Source organism: Pseudomonas poae (genome assembly GCA_028869255.1).
Classification (GTDB): domain Bacteria; phylum Pseudomonadota; class Gammaproteobacteria; order Pseudomonadales; family Pseudomonadaceae; genus Aquipseudomonas; species Aquipseudomonas poae_C.
The window spans coordinates 4,586,715-4,602,679 of record CP110972.1 but is presented as its reverse complement, the minus strand read 5'-3'; the positions used below and the strand labels follow the sequence as shown (position 1 = coordinate 4,602,679).

The 15,965-nt window shown below is 59.7% G+C and carries 10 protein-coding genes and 2 pseudogenes; 8 read left to right on the top strand and 4 right to left on the bottom strand.

Translation table 11 applies throughout. The features are described 5' to 3' along the window. The first annotated feature begins 704 nt into the window (after positions 1–704). Positions 705–1,829 (top strand): IS481 family transposase, encoded by a 1,125-nt coding sequence (locus tag LRS56_20895; protein ID WDU61278.1) that lies wholly within the window; start codon positions 705–707, stop codon positions 1,827–1,829. 214 nt (positions 1,830–2,043) lie between these two features. Here LRS56_20895 and LRS56_20890 read toward each other — a convergent pair whose 3' ends face one another. Beyond that, complete coding sequence (locus LRS56_20890) at positions 2,044–4,461, bottom strand: glucose/quinate/shikimate family membrane-bound PQQ-dependent dehydrogenase (GenBank protein ID WDU61277.1); 2,418 nt, start codon at positions 4,459–4,461, stop codon at positions 2,044–2,046. Positions 4,462–4,895: 434 nt separating this feature from the next. Continuing rightward, the gene (locus LRS56_20885; protein WDU61276.1) at positions 4,896–6,914 is read right to left on the bottom strand and encodes a TonB-dependent receptor; all 2,019 of its coding nucleotides are present in this window, start codon (positions 6,912–6,914) and stop codon (positions 4,896–4,898) included. Between the two features lie 210 nt (positions 6,915–7,124). Here LRS56_20885 and LRS56_20880 point away from each other — a divergent pair, with 210 nt between their 5' ends. Then, complete coding sequence (locus LRS56_20880; GenBank protein ID WDU61275.1) at positions 7,125–7,358, top strand: VF530 family protein; 234 nt, start codon at positions 7,125–7,127, stop codon at positions 7,356–7,358. Positions 7,359–7,362: 4 nt separating this feature from the next. After that, positions 7,363–7,986 carry a Pr6Pr family membrane protein gene (locus LRS56_20875; GenBank protein ID WDU61274.1) on the top strand — a complete coding sequence of 208 codons (624 nt, stop codon included), beginning with the start codon at positions 7,363–7,365 and terminating at the stop codon, positions 7,984–7,986. A 992-nt stretch (positions 7,987–8,978) separates the two neighbouring features. Here the strand turns inward: LRS56_20875 and LRS56_20870 are convergent. Together LRS56_20870 and LRS56_20865 are read right to left on the bottom strand one after the other, a co-directional pair. Next, on the bottom strand, positions 8,979–9,746 hold the full coding sequence (locus LRS56_20870; GenBank protein WDU61273.1) for a siderophore-interacting protein: 768 nt from the start codon (positions 9,744–9,746) through the stop codon (positions 8,979–8,981). Beyond that, on the bottom strand, positions 9,743–10,291 hold the full coding sequence (locus tag LRS56_20865; protein ID WDU61272.1) for a PadR family transcriptional regulator: 549 nt from the start codon (positions 10,289–10,291) through the stop codon (positions 9,743–9,745). Before LRS56_20865 ends, LRS56_20870 begins: the two co-directional genes overlap by 4 nt. Before the next feature lie 543 nt (positions 10,292–10,834). On the opposite strand from LRS56_20865, the gene LRS56_20860 reads away from it, so the two are divergent. From LRS56_20860 to LRS56_20840, 5 genes and pseudogenes are all read left to right on the top strand, one after another. Continuing rightward, the gene (locus tag LRS56_20860) at positions 10,835–11,356 is read left to right on the top strand and encodes a fimbrial protein (protein WDU61271.1); all 522 of its coding nucleotides are present in this window, start codon (positions 10,835–10,837) and stop codon (positions 11,354–11,356) included. A gap of 52 nt (positions 11,357–11,408) precedes the next feature. Further along, positions 11,409–11,970 (top strand): annotated as a pseudogene (locus tag LRS56_20855) (fimbrial protein). A gap of 18 nt (positions 11,971–11,988) precedes the next feature. Further along, positions 11,989–14,603, top strand: a pseudogene (locus LRS56_20850) (outer membrane usher protein). A gap of 6 nt (positions 14,604–14,609) precedes the next feature. Beyond that, positions 14,610–15,362, top strand: a complete 753-nt coding sequence (locus tag LRS56_20845) for a fimbria/pilus periplasmic chaperone (GenBank protein ID WDU65788.1) — start codon at positions 14,610–14,612, stop codon at positions 15,360–15,362. 21 nt (positions 15,363–15,383) lie between these two features. Beyond that, the gene (locus LRS56_20840; protein ID WDU61270.1) at positions 15,384–15,956 is read left to right on the top strand and encodes a fimbrial protein; all 573 of its coding nucleotides are present in this window, start codon (positions 15,384–15,386) and stop codon (positions 15,954–15,956) included. Positions 15,957–15,965 lie beyond the last annotated feature (9 nt).

Below are 15,965 nucleotides of genomic sequence, written 5' to 3'. Positions count from 1 at the left end.
CGTGGGCCGCCGCGATGGGCCATCCTTGGCCCAGCGCGGCTAACCCGGCGTCCTGCCGGGTTGCCCACGCTCCAAAGCCTGCGTTCGGCCAGCGTGATTGACGGGGCGCCTCAGATCAAAAGCGCAGATCAAAAGATCGCTGACTTCGTCAGCGCAAAGGATGTAAGGGCCAGATCAAAAACAAAGCAAAGCGAGGCGGCCTGACAGCCGACCTGAGCCTTGAAGCCTTCCTCGGTTCAAATGTGGGAGCTGGCTTGCCTGCGATGGCATCAACTGGGTGCCACTGATAGACCGAGTTGCCTGCATCGCAGGCAAGCCAGCTCCCACAGAAAAGCCCCCCACTGCTCACGCCGACCCGCTCTTGATCTACACCACTCAGGTCGGCTACCAGGCCGCCGTGCTCTGCTTTTGACTTTGATCTGAGGCGCCCCATTAACCACGCTGGCCGCACGCAGGCTTGAATCCGTGGGTAACCCGGCAGGACGCCGGGTTAGCCGCGCTGGGCCAAGGATGGCCCATCGCGGCGGCCCACGGATTCAAGTCTGCGTGCGGGCACACCGAGCCGGAGGCGAGGTGCCGAGTGGTGGGGCAAGAGCCTTTTGGTTACTTTTGGGCTCTTTCTGTATAGACCGGACACATGGTTGACGGGTGTGCGGGGACATGGTGGACACTTTTCGGCGAGCCAATTTCGCCGGAAAGCCATCATGCCCTGGGACACGAGAGATGCCATGAGCCTGAAAGAAGAGTTTGTTGCCTTAGCAGGGCAACCCGGCAGCAACAAACGAGAACTGTGCCGACGGTTCGGTATCAGTCCGCAGACGGCCTACAAGTGGCTTAACCGCTACGCGACGCTCGGCCATTCGGGGCTGCAAGATAAATCCCGAAAACCGGCTACCAGCCCCAAGCTGACCACGCCGGCCCTGGAAGCGCAGGTCATATCGCTCAGACAAGACCATCCAGCATGGGGTGGGCGCACGATCAGCAGCCTCTTGAAAAAGCAGATTGCTCCCAGCACCGTTACCAATGTCCTGCACCGGCACGGGCTGATTCAGCCGGCTACGAAGGAGCAAGAGGCAAAGCTGAGATTTGAACACGACGCGCCCAACAATCTTTGGCAGATGGATTTCAAAGGGCATTTCCCGACGCAAGAAGGCAGATGCCATCCCCTGACTTTGCTGGACGACCATTCACGTTTCAGTTTGGCTATTCACGCTTGTGATAATGAGCGTGGAGCCACGGTGAAGGAAAGGTTGACCGAGGTATTCCAGCGCTTCGGATTACCGGCTCGCATCAACGTTGATAACGGACCGCCTTGGGGCTCTCCACGTAACCCTGGTGAAATCACAGAGCTGAGTATCTGGTTGATTCGTCTGGGTATTCGGATCAGTTTCAGCCGTCCTTACCACCCACAAACCAATGGAAAGATTGAGCGTTTCCATCGCTCACTCAAGGCCGAAGTACTTGAAGGGCGTCAGTTTTCCACGCTCAAGGAAGCTCAAGCAGCATTTGATCGGTGGCGTGATGTTTATAACCTGCAACGGCCCCATCAGGCGCTGGACTACAAGGTGCCTATGGACCGGTATAGGGCCAGCCCATGGGCTTATCCGCAACAGTTACCAACCTTTGAGTACGGACCGGACGACGTATTAGCCAAGGCTTATCACAGCCGTTTTCGTTTTCAGAAACGCTACTTCAGCATCGCCAAAGGTTTGGCTGGGCATCACATCGCAATACGGCCCAACACTGAAGGTGATGGACTGTTTGACGTGTTTTTCTGCCATCACTTCCTACGAACGATCGACGTGAGCAAACCTGACTATGGTCCATAATGTGTCAACCATGTCCCCGCACATGTGTCCACCATGTGTCCGGTCTATACAGGCTCTTTCCAAAAGTGACTCGCTGTAAGAGCGAAACCAATATCCGCCACAACAAAAAAACCGGATATACACCCAATCCCCCCCCACAGATCAACACACAACAGACATAAAAAAGGCAGCTACCCAGTGAAGGGAGCCGCCTTTCTCATACCACCAGCAAAGCTTAATCCGGCAGTTTAAACGCCATCACATAGTCACCCTGCTTGGTCCCCAACGACCCATGACCACCCGCCATGACCAGCACATACTGCTTGCCATCCTTGCCGGTATAGGTCATCGGCGTGGTCTGCGCACCTGCTGGCAGGCGGCCTTCCCACAACTGCTTGCCGTTTTTCACATCGTAGGCACGCAGGTACTGGTCAAGGGTCCCGCTGAGAAACGCCACACCCCCCGCCGTGGTAAAGGTCCCGCCCAGGCTAGGCACGCCCATGGTCAGCGGGATCGGCACCGGCGAGCTGTCACGCACGGTGCCGTTCTTGTGCATCCAGATGGTTTGATGGTTGGTCAAGTCGACCGCCGCCACATAACCCCACGCTGGTGCCTGGCACGGCAGGCCCATTGGCGACAGCATGGCTTCGAGGATCACACCGTACGGCGCGCCTTTGTTCGGCTGCACACCTTCGGTTTCGCTGACACGCGGGCCTTGCTTGGCAATGTCGGCCGCCGGGATCAGCTTGGATTTGAACGCCATGTAGCTCGGGTTCACAAAGGCGATCTGGCGTACCGGGTCGACGGAAATGCCGCCCCAGTCGAACACGCCAAAGTTACCTGGGTAAACGATCGAACCTTGCAGCGATGGCGGGGTGAACGGACCGTCGTAGCGCAAGGATTTGAAGTCAATCCGGCACAGCATCTGGTCGAACGGCGTCACGCCCCACATGTCACGCTCTTTGAGGGGCGGTGGCATGAAGTTCAGGTCGGACTTGGGTTGAGTCGGCGAAGTATGGTCGCCGGCGACGGCGCCTTGTGGCACGGCCACTTCGTGGATCGGCACTACCGGCTGGCCGGTTGCACGGTCGAGCACGTAGATGCTGCCTTGCTTGGTCGACGCCATCACCGCTTGCTTCACGCCGGCTTCGGTCTTGATGTCGATCAGCGAAGGCTGGCCGCCCACGTCCATGTCCCACAGGTCGTGGTGAGTGAACTGGAAGGTCCACTTCACGTGGCCGCTGTCGATGTCCAGGGCGGTCAGGCCGGCGCTGTATTTTTCCGAATCTTCGGTACGGTCGCCGCCGTATTGGTCGGGCATCTGGTTGCCCATCGGCAGGTACAGCATGCCGAGTTTTTCGTCCACGGCGAACATGGACCACATGTTCGGCGAGTTGCGGGTGTAGGTCTTGCCCTCGGCCAACGGGGTGGTGTCGTCCGGGTTGCCGCTGTCCCAGTTCCACACCAGCTTGCCGGTGTGCACGTCGAACGCGCGGATCACGCCGCTTGGCTCGTCGGTGGAGACGTTGTCGGTCACGTGGCCGCCGATCACCACCAGGTTTTTGGTCACAGCCGGTGGCGAAGTGGAGTAGTAACCGCCTGGGGCGAAGCTGCCGATATTGGCGCGCAGGTCGATCTGGCCCTTGTCACCGAAGTCTTCACACATCTTGCCGGTGTCGGCGTTCAGTGCGATCAGACGGGTGTCGGCGGTTGGTACGAAGATACGTTTCGGGCAGGCATTCGGCGCGGCGGCCGGGCTGGCGCTGCCGGTAGGGCTCTGTTCGGAAGCGTAGGCGGCGTCATCGTGATACGACACGCCACGGCAGGTCATGTGCGCCCAACCCTTGAAGTTCTCGGCACCTTCGGTGCTGATCTTCGGGTCGAAACGCCAGATTTCCTTGCCGGTGTCCGGGTCCAGCGCAATTACTTGGCTGTGCGGCGTGCACACGTAGAGCATGCCGTTGACTTTCAGCGGGGTGTTTTCCGCGGTGGTTTCACCCGGGTCGCCTGCGCCAGGAATGTCGCCGGTACGGAAGGTCCACGCCGGCACCAGCTTGTGGGCGTTTTCCGGGGTGATCTGCGCCAGTGGCGAGTAGCGATCACCATGCGCGGAACGGCCATAGGAGTTCCAGTCGCCATCGGCCTGGGCCGGGGCTGAGCTGGCCATGCCGGGTACCGCGTCGCGGTCCAGTTGGCCGGTCTTGACCATTTCACCTGGGTGGGTGAATTGGCTGGCAATGGCGGCAGCACCGGCCAGCACCACGGCCACGCTCAGTGCGCCAGTGCCCAACGGGGCAGGCTGGCCGCGCAGTAACGGGCGGCGAAACCACGGGAGCAGCATGACGATGCCCAAGGCGAACAGCAGCGCCAGGCGCGGCACCAACTGCCACCAGTCCAGGCCGACTTCCCACAGGGCCCACACGGTACTGGCGAACAGCACCAGTGCGTACAGGCCCAGCGCGGCGCGGCGGGTGGCCAGCAGCAGAATGCCGGTCAGGGTGATGCCGATACCGGCCAGCAGGTAGTACAGCGACCCGCCGAGCAGGCTCAACTTGATACCACCGGCCAGCAAGGCCAGGCCCATGATCAGCAGCAAGATCCCCAGCAGCCTGGGCAGCAGGCGGCTTGGGCTTGAGGCCCCATCAGTGCTCATAGTGTGTTTCTCCGTTACGTAGGAATTTTGTAACCCCGTGCTTCACTGTAGATGACGATTCGGCGCGGGCTTGGTTCAGCGTTAATTCGGTTTTTCTGGGGATAGCGAGGGTTATCCACAGGCGGGCGATTTATCCCCAGGCGCGGTTGGGTGTAAGACAGCGCTGTCTTTGCAGGCAGGAATAATCAGCAAGATGGGGTCGACCGGGGAGTGAAACGTTTCAGGTTGTTGCGAAGGATAAAGTGCTGAGGCGTTTAGAGAAAGGGCAAATCGCGATATGCATCTTTTCAGATCTGGTAACAGTGACTAAATGTCGCTGCAAAGAGTGTGGGAGCGGGCTTGCTCGCGAATGCGGTAGATCAGTCAGCATCCTCAGTGACTGACACGCCGCATTCGCGAGCAAGCCCGCTCCCACAGGGGATTTGCGGTGTGGGTTAGAAGGTGGTGCGCAGCCCGACCTGCACACTGCGCCCCGGTGCCGGCGCGATATCGCGCAGGATCGAGCTGGCGTAACGCACGGTCTGGTTGGTCAGGTTTTCACCGTTCACAAAGGCCAGCCACTGGCTGCCACCCATGTTGAAGCGGTAGCCCGCGCTTGCGCCCAGGGTGGTATAGCCATCGGTGCCGCTCTCGTTATCCGGTACGCGACCTTGCCCGGCGGCGTGTTCCAGGTCGATGCGCGCCTGCCAGCGGTCAAGTTCCCACAGCAAACCGCTGTTCAAGCGCAGCGGGGCAATGCGCGGCAGGGCTTCACCGGTGTCCAGGTTGGTGGCGCGGGTGTAGTCGCCCGACAGTTCCAGCGCGAACTTGCCGTAGGCGCTTTCTCCGAGCTTCCAGTGATCCTGGGCTTCAAAGCCTGCGAAACGCGCACGCACCCCGGAATATTCGTACTCAGGGATGCCGCCTGCGTCTTCTTCCCCTTCGTCGTTCAATGTACGGCCGGTGCCCAACAAGCCGATGTAGTTGGAGAAGTGGCTGTAGAACACGCCGAAGCTGCCCTTGTGGGTGCCATTGTCAAAGCGTAGGGCCAGGTCGCTGGACACGGCTTTTTCTTTCTTCAGGTTGGCGTTGCCCAACTCGTAGGTGCCGGTGGCGACGTGGGCGCCGTTGGCGTACAGCTCGTAAAAGGTCGGCGCACGCTCGGTGTAGCCCAGGGTTGCTGCCAGCGACCAGATGGGCGTGAGGGTATACACCGCGCCCGACGACAGGCTGCCGGCGGTAAAGTCATTGCGCTTGTCGGCACCGGCAAAACGCGCGTTGCCCTTGGCGTCCGGGTCGACGCTGGTGTGCTCCAGGCGCCCGCCAAGGCTGAGTTTCAGGCGCTCGGTGGCCTGCATTTCTTCGAGCACAAACAGCGCGCCGGCGTTGGTGTCGGTCTGCGGCACAAAGGCCTCTTCACCCAGCGCCGAGAATTCGTTGCGGGTCACTTGGGCGCCGACTACGCCGTCGAACGGGCCGATCGGTTGGTGACGCGCTTCAACCCGCGCCTCATAACCCTTGTTCTTGAAAACGGTGCCGGTTTCGCCGCCTTCGATTTCGCGGTGCTCGTAGTCGGTGTAGCCCGCGTCGAGTTTGACCGAGGTAAACGGGCCCTGCAGGTTGCGAATCTCGGACGCGAAGGCGTAGTGATCCTGCTTCATGCGGATGCGCACATCCTGCTCGGCGGGGGAGCCGTAGTTGGCGTCGTAGTTGCTGTAGGACAACCCGGCATAGCCGTCATCCCAGGTGTAGGACCCGCCCACCGCGCCGCCGTCCTGGCGCCCGTCGCTGTTGCCCAGGCGGCCATTTTTGCCGGGGCCGTCGTCGCTTTCCGCTGCGTGGCGGCTGCGGGCCTGGCCGGGTATTTTCAGGTCGTTGAATTCCCGCGCATTGGCGTCCAGGTGCAAGGCGAAGGTGCCGTTGCCGGCTTCGAGTTTGCCCGCGCTGCTGCGGGTGGTGTCGGCGCCGCCGTAGCGCAATTCGCCCGCGCCGTGGATGCCTTCGATGGCTTCGGTGGGGATGCGGTTGTCGAAAGTGTTGACCACACCGCCGATGGCGCTGCCGCCGTATAGCAGCGCGGCCGGGCCGCGTACGATTTCAATGCGGTCGACGTTGACCGGGTCCAGCGGTACCGCATGGTCGTAGGAGAGCGAGGAGGCATCCAGCGCGCCTACGCCATTACGCAGGATGCGAATGCGGTCGCCATCCTGGCCCCGAATGATCGGCCGACTGGCGCCTGGGCCAAAGTACGAAGACGACACGCCTGGCTGTTTGTTCAGGGTTTCGCCGAGGCTGCCTTTTTGTTGCAGGGTGAGGTCGTCGCCTTCCAGCACGGTGGTCGGCGAGGCGAGTTGCTCGCTGCCCAGCGGGTTGCCGGTGATGACTTGCGGTTGTAGCTCAAGCGCATAAGCTTCGGAGCTGATCAATAGGGCGGCGGCCAGTGGGGTCAAGCGCCACAGAGAGGAGAGGGACATCGGTCATTCCTTGGCAAAACAGCAAAAAGAGAAGGCTTAAGACGGTATCGAACGGATCACTTTGATAAGTATCGTTACAATATAACATCTCTTTTTTCGCTGAGAAGGGGAACTTTATTGCAGGGTCTATATTCAATGCAGTGCTTCCACCGTTAAGCCCCGTGGGCTAAGGTGCGCGGCTGTATTTCCTCCTATTGCAAAAGGCCCGGCATGACCGCGACAAGTAACGACCCCCTCCACGGCGTGACCCTGCAACACGTCCTCACCACCCTGGTGGAGCATTACGAATGGGAAGGCCTGGCCGAGCGTATCGATATCCGCTGCTTCAAGAGCGACCCCAGCATCAAGTCGAGCCTGACGTTCCTGCGCAAAACGCCTTGGGCGCGGGAAAAAGTCGAAGGGTTGTACGTGAAGCTGATGCGCACCAAACGTCCGCTGGGCTGAGCCCATGAAGCGGTATGTGGCAACGGCGGCGCTGGCCGCCTGGGCAGGGTTGGGGATTCAGCAATACCTGATTTTCTATTCGCGCTGGGAAGCCGGCGCCAGCCTGCTGGGCGGGCTGATCAATTTTTTCAGTTTCTTCACGGTGCTGACCAACACGTTGGCGGCGGTGGTGCTCAGTTATGCGCTGATCAACCGGGACTGCGCCGCGAAGCGGGTGTTTCTCGCGCCCGTTGTCAGCAGCGGCATTGCGGTGAGCATCGTGGTGGTCGGCCTGGCCTACAGCCTGTTGCTGCGCCATTTATGGCAGCCCGAGGGCTTTCAGTTGATTGCCGACGAATTGCTGCACGACGTGATGCCGGTGCTGTTTGTCGTGTACTGGTGGCGGTGGGTGCCTAAGGGCCAGCTGCGGCTCAAGCACATTGGGCTGTGGGTGATCTACCCGCTGGTGTATTTCGCTTATGCGCTGCTGCGTGGGGATTTGCTGGGGCAGTATCAATACCCCTTCATTGATGTCGGCACCCTGGGTTATCCACAAGTGTTTGTGAATGCAGGGGGGATTCTGGCGGGGTTTGTGCTGGTTGCGCTGGTGGTGGTGGGGCTGGACAGGCTGCTTTCGGCTCAGCGCTGATCCGTTGTGGCGAGCAGGGTTGTGGTGGCTTCAGGCTTGTGTGGTGAGCAGGCTTGTGTGGCGAGCGGGCTTGCCCGCGTTGGGGCGCGAAGCGGCCCTGAAATCAGGCAGCGCGGCTTGTTCAGAAAAAACGCGGTGGCTTTATTGAGGGCTGCTTCGCATTCCAACGCAGGTTTTGCGTTGTGGCGGATATTGGTTTCGCTCTTACAGCGAGTCACTTTGGAAAAGCCCCAAAGTAACCAAAGGGCTCTTGCCCCACCACTCGGCACCTCGCCTCCGGCTCGGTGTGCCCGCACGCAGACTTGAATCCGTGGGCCGCCGCGATGGGCCATCCTTGGCCCAGCGCGGCTAACCCGGCGTCCTGCCGGGTTACCCACGGATTCAAGCCCGCGTGCGGCCAGCGTGGTTAATGGGGCGCCTAGGATCAAGATCAAGATCAAAAGCAGAGCACGGCGGCCTGGTAGCCGACCTGAGTGGTGTAGATCAAGAGCGGTTCGGCGTGCGCAGTGGGGTGCTTTTCTGTGGGAGCTGGCTTGCCTGCGAAAGCATCAACTCGGTGTGCCTTACAGGTCGAGGTGTCTGCATCGCAGGCAAGCCAGCTCCCACATTTGAACCGAGTGCGTCTTTAATGATTAGGTCGGCTGTCAGGCCGCCTCGCTTTGTTGTTGATCTGCGCTTTTGATCGTGATCTGAGACGCTCCGTCAATCACGATGGCCGGAGTGAGGGCATGCCGAGCCTAGGCGAGGCACCGAGTGATGGGGCGAAGCGTTTTTGGTTGCTTTTGGCTGGGCCGCATTCGGACTCTTCCAAAAGTGACCCGCTGTAAGAGCGGAACCATAAGCTGCGATTGCCGGCTTGTCAGAAAAAGCGCGGTGGTTTTATTGGGGGCTGCTTCGCAGCCCAACGCGGGCAAGCCCGCTTGCCACATAAGCCCGCAAGCCATACAAGCTCGCTCGCCACAACAAGCCCACTTGCCAAATGGGCTTGAGGCTCACTCTTCTTCGCTGCCCTCGGCGCGCCAGTAACCCACGGCCTTGAGGAACTCCTCATTGACCTTGTGCGTGTCCAGCAATACACGCCGCACCTGGCGCGACAGTTTGGTTTCGGTCGCGACAAAGCTGTACAGCGTGCCGCCTGGCAGCGTCAGGTTCTGCACGGTTTGCAGCAGGTCATCCTGGCCACGCACTACCCAGATCACTTGCACATTGGCAGCGCTTTGCAGCGCCTGCTGTTCCGCTGCATTTTCGATTTCGATCACCGCCAATACCTGGCGCCCGGCAGGTAACTCTTCCAGGCGTCGGCCGATGGCCGGCAGGGCGGTTTCGTCGCCGATCAACAGGTAGCTGTCGAAGATGTCCGGCACGATCATCGAGCCGCGTGGGCCGCCGATGTACAGATACTGGCCGACCTTGGCCTGGTCCGCCCAGGTGGAGGCGGGGCCATCGCCGTGCAATACGAAGTCGATATCCAGTTCGCCGATGTCCAGGTCGTACCTGCGGGGTGTGTAGTCGCGCATTGCCGGTTGCGGGCCGTCGCCCTTGATGCTGAAGCTGGGGCTTTCCAGTGCCGCTTGCTCGGCGGCGTTCTGCGGGAACAGCAGCTTGATGTGATCGTCGCTGCCCAGGCTGACAAACCCCGCCAGTTCCGGCCCGCCCAAGGTGATGCGGCGCATGCGCGGGGTAATGTCGACCACGCGCAACACCTGCAGGCGGCGGCGTTTGATTTCGTGGGTAACGCGATGGATGGCTTGAGTATTCATTGAGTTTTCCCGTCGGCAATGGCTTGGGCGGTGCCGTTGAGCAGCGCGGCGACACGCGTGATTTCTTCCGGGCTCCAGCGCCCATGGTGCGAATGCAAGGCGTGGCGCAGGTTGTGCACCGCCTCGTGGATTTGTGGCGGGCGCTCATGGCCGCGCAGCGAACGCTTGCTCACTTCCATGCGCAGGCGAATGCCTTCGAGGGCCACTGCCTGTTCGCTTAAGAAGAGACGACCGGCGTCGGTGATTGTGTAACGTTTTTTTCCGCCCTCGGCGTCGCCGCTGATCAATTCGCTTTCTTCCAGAAAGGTCAACGTGGGGTAGATCACCCCGGGGCTGGGGCTGTAGGCGCCGTCGAACAGGGTTTCGATCTGGCGGATCAGGTCGTAGCCGTGGCACGGCTGTTCGGCGATGAGTGCCGGCAGCAGCAGTTTCAAGTCGCCGGGGGCAAAGACCCGTGGGCCACGGCCGCCGCGCCCGGGGCCTGGGCGTTTTTCGAAGCCGTCGCGGTCGTCACCGTGGTCTCGGTGGGAATGATGGTCTCTCATTTTCAGGGTGCTCTCGTTTGGTTTAGATACAACTTAAGATATATCTTTAATGGAGGGCAACCGGACCAGACGAACGGTCGATCCTGCACCTTCGGCACAGCGAGCATTGCCTCGCTGCCCTCAGACCGCACATGCACTCGACATATTTTTCAACTTACTAGTTGGTTTTACCAAGTAATTGCTGTTGTTTTTTAGAGTCTGTAATCCTATTCTTACGGACTTCTCCTGCTGCAAATCATTCTCATTAGTTGGCGTGTAGTCCTGTTCTTACAGTCCATTTCAAAGTTTTGGCAAAGTGCCATAATTTTCCTATGCATCCTGATGTAACAGGGCTACGCAACTAAGCGAATCGGACGGCTTTCGTATTCACTATCGCCATGGATAATTGCCAGGCGTCGAACGGTTTGCTGAATTGCAATGCAAGTAGTTGGAAAAAACCAAGCACTTCAATGCTGTCAGTAAAGCGTTTAATGCCTAACAAGTCCCGCGCATAACTGCGAACGGGATTCCGTTGTGATTTTAATATTATGTGAGCGTCTGCTAATGAAATCTAAAGTGAAAACTGCACTGTTGACTATCGGCCTGTTGGCGGGTTCGGTATCTGTTGCTCAAGCGGCTGATGGGACCATTACGTTCCTGGGGTCGGTCCACTCGGGTGCTTGCTCCATCAAGCCTGAATCCGTAGATCAGTCGGTTCACCTTGGCGCCATCGCAAAGCATCAGCTGGAAACCGGCGGCCGTTCTGAATCCCGCCCGGTGCGTATCGAGCTCGAAGGTTGCGACCTGACCGGCCTCACCGATAACACCGTGACCACTACCTTTACCGGCGCGCCGTCGGGCTCCGTTCCAGGTGCGATCGGCACCGTCGGCAGCGCGGGTGGTGTGGGCGTCATGATGACCCACGGCGGTCGCCCCGTCGTACTGGGTACGCCTACTGCACCGCAGCTTATTGCCACCGGCAATAACACCCTGGAGTTCGGCGCCTACGTACAAGGCCAGGCTGCGGGCGCAATCGTGCCTGGTGAGTTCAGCGCAGTCACCAACTTCACCTTGGCTTATCAGTAAGGGTTTCCCCCGCCACTCAGGGGTGGCGGGGGGAAACTGGCGGGAGGTTCAGGTGAAAACATTCATAAGTCTCGCTGTTGCCTCTTCTTTGACGATGTTCATCAGCCCTTGGGCATTCGCGCAGGCGCAACCGCAAGGTGATGGCGTCGTCACGCTGGGAGGCACGGTCATTGATTCCGCTTGCGGGCTGGAATCGAGCTCCGTCGATCAAACCATCGAAATGGCTTCAGAACCCATAGGCCGGCTTTTGCGTGACGGGCAGGGGCAGGCACAGTCCTTCCAGTTGCGCTTGATCAATTGCTCACTGAGCCGTCCCGACCCCATGCGCCCCGGTGAAAGCCTGCCGGATTGGGAGCATTTGCGCGTGACGTTCGACGGCGCTACTGATCGGGGAGGGCGCTCATTTGCAGCCTTTGGTGGTTCACAGGGGGTCGCCTTCCACATTGAGGATGCTGCCGGTGAGGCGTGCATGCCAGGTAAGCAACTGGGCCTGTACCCGATCGTTGAGGGGGAGTATGACGCTCAACTACACGGTTCGCTTAATGGGCAACGGAGTGCCGCTGTTAGCCGGCGATCACACTGCCGCAGTGCGGTTCAAGTTGGAATACTTTTGAAGATGATGGGTTGCTTGCATGTGGAATGCCTCGAAAGTCATACATACACTTCGTCCGGGCCTGTTGGGTGGGTTGATAACACTGGCGGGAACTGTAACAGGCGCCGGAGAAATTGAATTCAATACCGACGTTCTTGATCTGACTGATCGCACTAATATTGACTTGTCTCGGTTCGCACGCAGTGGCTTTATTTTGCCCGGCAACTATTCAATGGTCGTGCAAATAAATACTCAGGCCATTTCTGAACACGCCGTGGCGTTCTATCCTCCCGATGACGATCCCAAAGGCAGTCAGGCCTGTTTAACCGCTGAACTGGTAGAGCTGTTGGGCCTGAAAAAGGCCAGCCTTGAAAAACTGCTGTGGTGGAAAGGCGGACAGTGCCTGGACCCTCAGGGTTTGCCAGGCATGGAGGTGAGCGCAGACCTGGCCACTTCCACGCTGAATATCAGCCTGCCCCAAGCCTACCTCGAATACAGCGCCATCAACTGGGACCCACCTTCGCGTTGGGATGAAGGGGTGCCAGGACTGCTGGTGGACTACAACATGACGGCCCAGTCCAGCTACCGTCGGCATAACGGTACTCGCAATGACCTCAGTGGTAACGGCACCGTTGGCGCCAATGCCGGTGCCTGGCGCTTGCGGGCGGATTGGCAGGGACGAGTCGAAAAAGACCGCGAGTCGGCGAACAACCAGCAAAAACTGGAGTGGAGCCGTTACTACGCTTATCGCGCCATTCCCGAGCTGAAAGCGCGCTTGGTCGTGGGTGAGGACTACTTGTATTCCGACCTGTTTGACAGCTTTCGCTTTACTGGCGCGGCGCTCAAGTCGGACGAAAGCCAGCTGCCGCCCAACTTGCGCGGTTACGCGCCGGAAGTGGTTGGCGTGGCCAAGACCAATGCCAAAGTCATCATCAGCCAACAGGGGCGTGTGCTCTATGAAACGCTGGTGGCTGCAGGGCCGTTTCGTATTCAGGATCTGAATGACGCAGTGTCCGGCATGCTGGATGTGCGGGTAGAGGAGCAGGACGGTACGGAACACAAGTTCCAGGTCTATACCGCAGGCGTTCCTTACCTGACTCGCCCAGGGCAAGTGCGTTACAAAGTGTCTGCCGGGCGACCGTCGAATCTTCAGTACCACGCTGACGGTGCATTTTTCGGCACCGGCGAGTTTTCCTGGGGGTCAGTAATGGTTGGTCGCTATTGGGCGGCGCGATAACGGATAACAATTACCGTGCGCTGTCGCTCGGGGTCGGGCGCGATTTGCTGGCGTTTGGGGCCATCTCCGTGGATGTCACGCAGTCCCAGGCAACGCTGTGGAACGACACACTCTCGGGTAAATCCTACCGCCTTCAATACTCCAAGAACTTTGAACAATACGACAGCCAAGTGACCTTCGCCGGTTACCGGTTTTCCGAGAAAAACTTCTTGAGCATGAGCCAATACCTGGATGCCCAGCATTACGGGCTGAACGGCGAGCTGGGCGGGCGCGGCGTATACGACGAGAACGGCGACTACGTTGAGCACTGGAACCCCATCGGCGGCAACAAGGCGCTTTATACGATAACGGTGAACAAGCAGTTCCGTGACCTGGGCGCCACCGTCTACGCAAGCTACAACAAGCAAACCTATTGGAACCGACCAGAGACGCAACGCTGGAACCTGTCGGCTTCGCGCTACTTCAATATCGGCACCGTAAAAAACCTGAACATGGCCCTGAATGTCTATCGCACGCGGGAGTACCACTACAAGGATAACGGCCTGTCGCTGACGGTCAGTCTGCCGTTGGGGCCTAGCGGCACGCTATCGATGGACGCTAACAGAGCCGCCGGCAAAAACAGCTTTTCAACGCGCTTCAACGATCGCATTGATGAGCGCAACAGCTACCAACTCAGTGCCAGCGACGACTCCGCCAGTGGTTACCTGAGCCATATCGGCGACCAGGCCGACATCGACCTGAGCGCCAGTGCACGCGAAGGCAATAACCGCACCCTCAGTGCGTCCGTGCGCGGCGGCGGTACGCTCACGCCTTACGGTGGGGCACTGCACCGTACGATGAGCACGGGCGGCACCCGGTTGATGGTCGACACCGGCGGTGTACCCGATGTGCCCGTACGCGGTTATGGCACACCGACCCGCAGTAACGCCTTCGGCAAGGCGGTCATCGCCGACATCGGCAGCTATCAGCGTACGGCGGCCAGCGTGGACCTGGAGCGCCTGCCGAGCGATGTCGAAGCCACGCAGTCCGTCACCCAACTGACGCTCACCGAAGGGGCTATCGGCTATCGGTCGCTGGAAGTGATTTCCGGTCACAAAGCCATGGCTGTTCTTCGCCTGATGGATGGCAGCTCACCGCCCTTCGGCGCGACGGTGAGGAACATGAAGCAGCAAGACACCGGGGTTGTGAACGATGGCGGGGACGTCTACCTCAGCGGCATTCAGGCCGGCGAGCAGATGGTCGTCAGTTGGGGCGGGACCGAGCGTTGCATCCTCACGCTGCCTGTCGTGTTGCCTGCTGATGGCTTGACCGACGCCCTGCAACTGAGCTGCCAGCCAATGGTCGCCACCGATCAATCCTTACCCGAGCCAGCAGGGCTGACCGGGCAGCGTAACGATATGGAGAACACATCCTCATGATGCTGAATATGCGCCTCACCCCCCCAGGTCTTCGCATTGCTGGCCCTGGCCTTCAGCCAGAGCGCCAACGCTGCGGTGGCGCTGGATCGAACCCGCGTGATTTTCGATGGCGGCAAAGATGCCACCAGCGTGAACATCACCAATAACAACACCCAGCTGCCCTATTTGGCCCAGGGTTGGATCGAGGACGAATCAGGCAAGAAAATCACCTCGCCGTTGATCGTGCTGCCACCCCTGCAACGCCTGGAGCCTGGCAAACAAAGCCAGGTGAAAGTCCAGGCACTGCCGGCGGCCAAGTCACTGCCGCAGGATCGAGAGACGGTCTTCTACTTCAACTTGCGGGAAATCCCGCCGCGCAGCGACAAGGCCAACACCCTGCAAATCGCGCTGCAAACCCGGATCAAATTGTTCTACCGGCCGCAAGCCATTACCCCCAGCCAGCAAGACCTGTCCACCCCTTGGCAGCAGAAGCTGACATTGACCCGCCAAGGCGACAGCTATCAGGTCAATAACCCTACGCCGTACTACGTGACCCTGGTGGATGCGCGCAGCAGCAAGGACGGCAAGACCCTGGAAGGCTTCGAGCCCCTGATGGTTGCGCCCAAAGGTTCACAGGCCTTGGGGCTGACGGTAAAGGCGCTCGGTACAACCCCCTATCTGGCCTACGTGAATGATTACGGCGGCCGACCGGTACTGGCCTTCACCTGCAGTGGCGAAACCTGCACGGTGAATGTGAACGCCTCCGCACCCAATCAGTAGTGCCTGCCGCCGGAGAACATCATGAAGTTGTACAAAGTGAAGGTCTGGGGCTGCCTGTTACTGGCCCTGATGGGGCGGGCACACGCCCAGGATGTCGAAGGCATGATGGGAATGCTGAACATACGGGGGGCCATGCATGAAATGCCGTGCGGCCTGGAGATGACCTCCCTCCATCAAACGATTGACCTGGGGGCGATATCGGCTGGCCAGTTGCAACGGCCCGGCGATCAGGCCACTGCCCTGCCATTTCTGCTGCGCTTTCAGGATTGCCAGCGTACCGCCGGCAAGATCACCAGTGAGCGCACCGGGAACCTGACCTGGAGTGCCCATCAGCCAGTGCTGTCGGTGATGTTTATCGCACCCGCCGATGCCGATGATCCACGCCTGGTCAAAGTGCAGGGCATCACCGGCATGGGCTTGCGATTGACCGACCCCGAGGGGCGGGATGTACAGCTGGGCTCACGGGGCGAGCCGTTGTTTTTGCCCTTGGGCAGCAACACGCAAACCTGGAATGTCCAGCCCACGCGTACCTCCGCGCCATTGACCAGCGGGGCATTCAGGGCCGTGGTGGATTTCAGGCTCAATTATGAGTAAGGGCAGAGC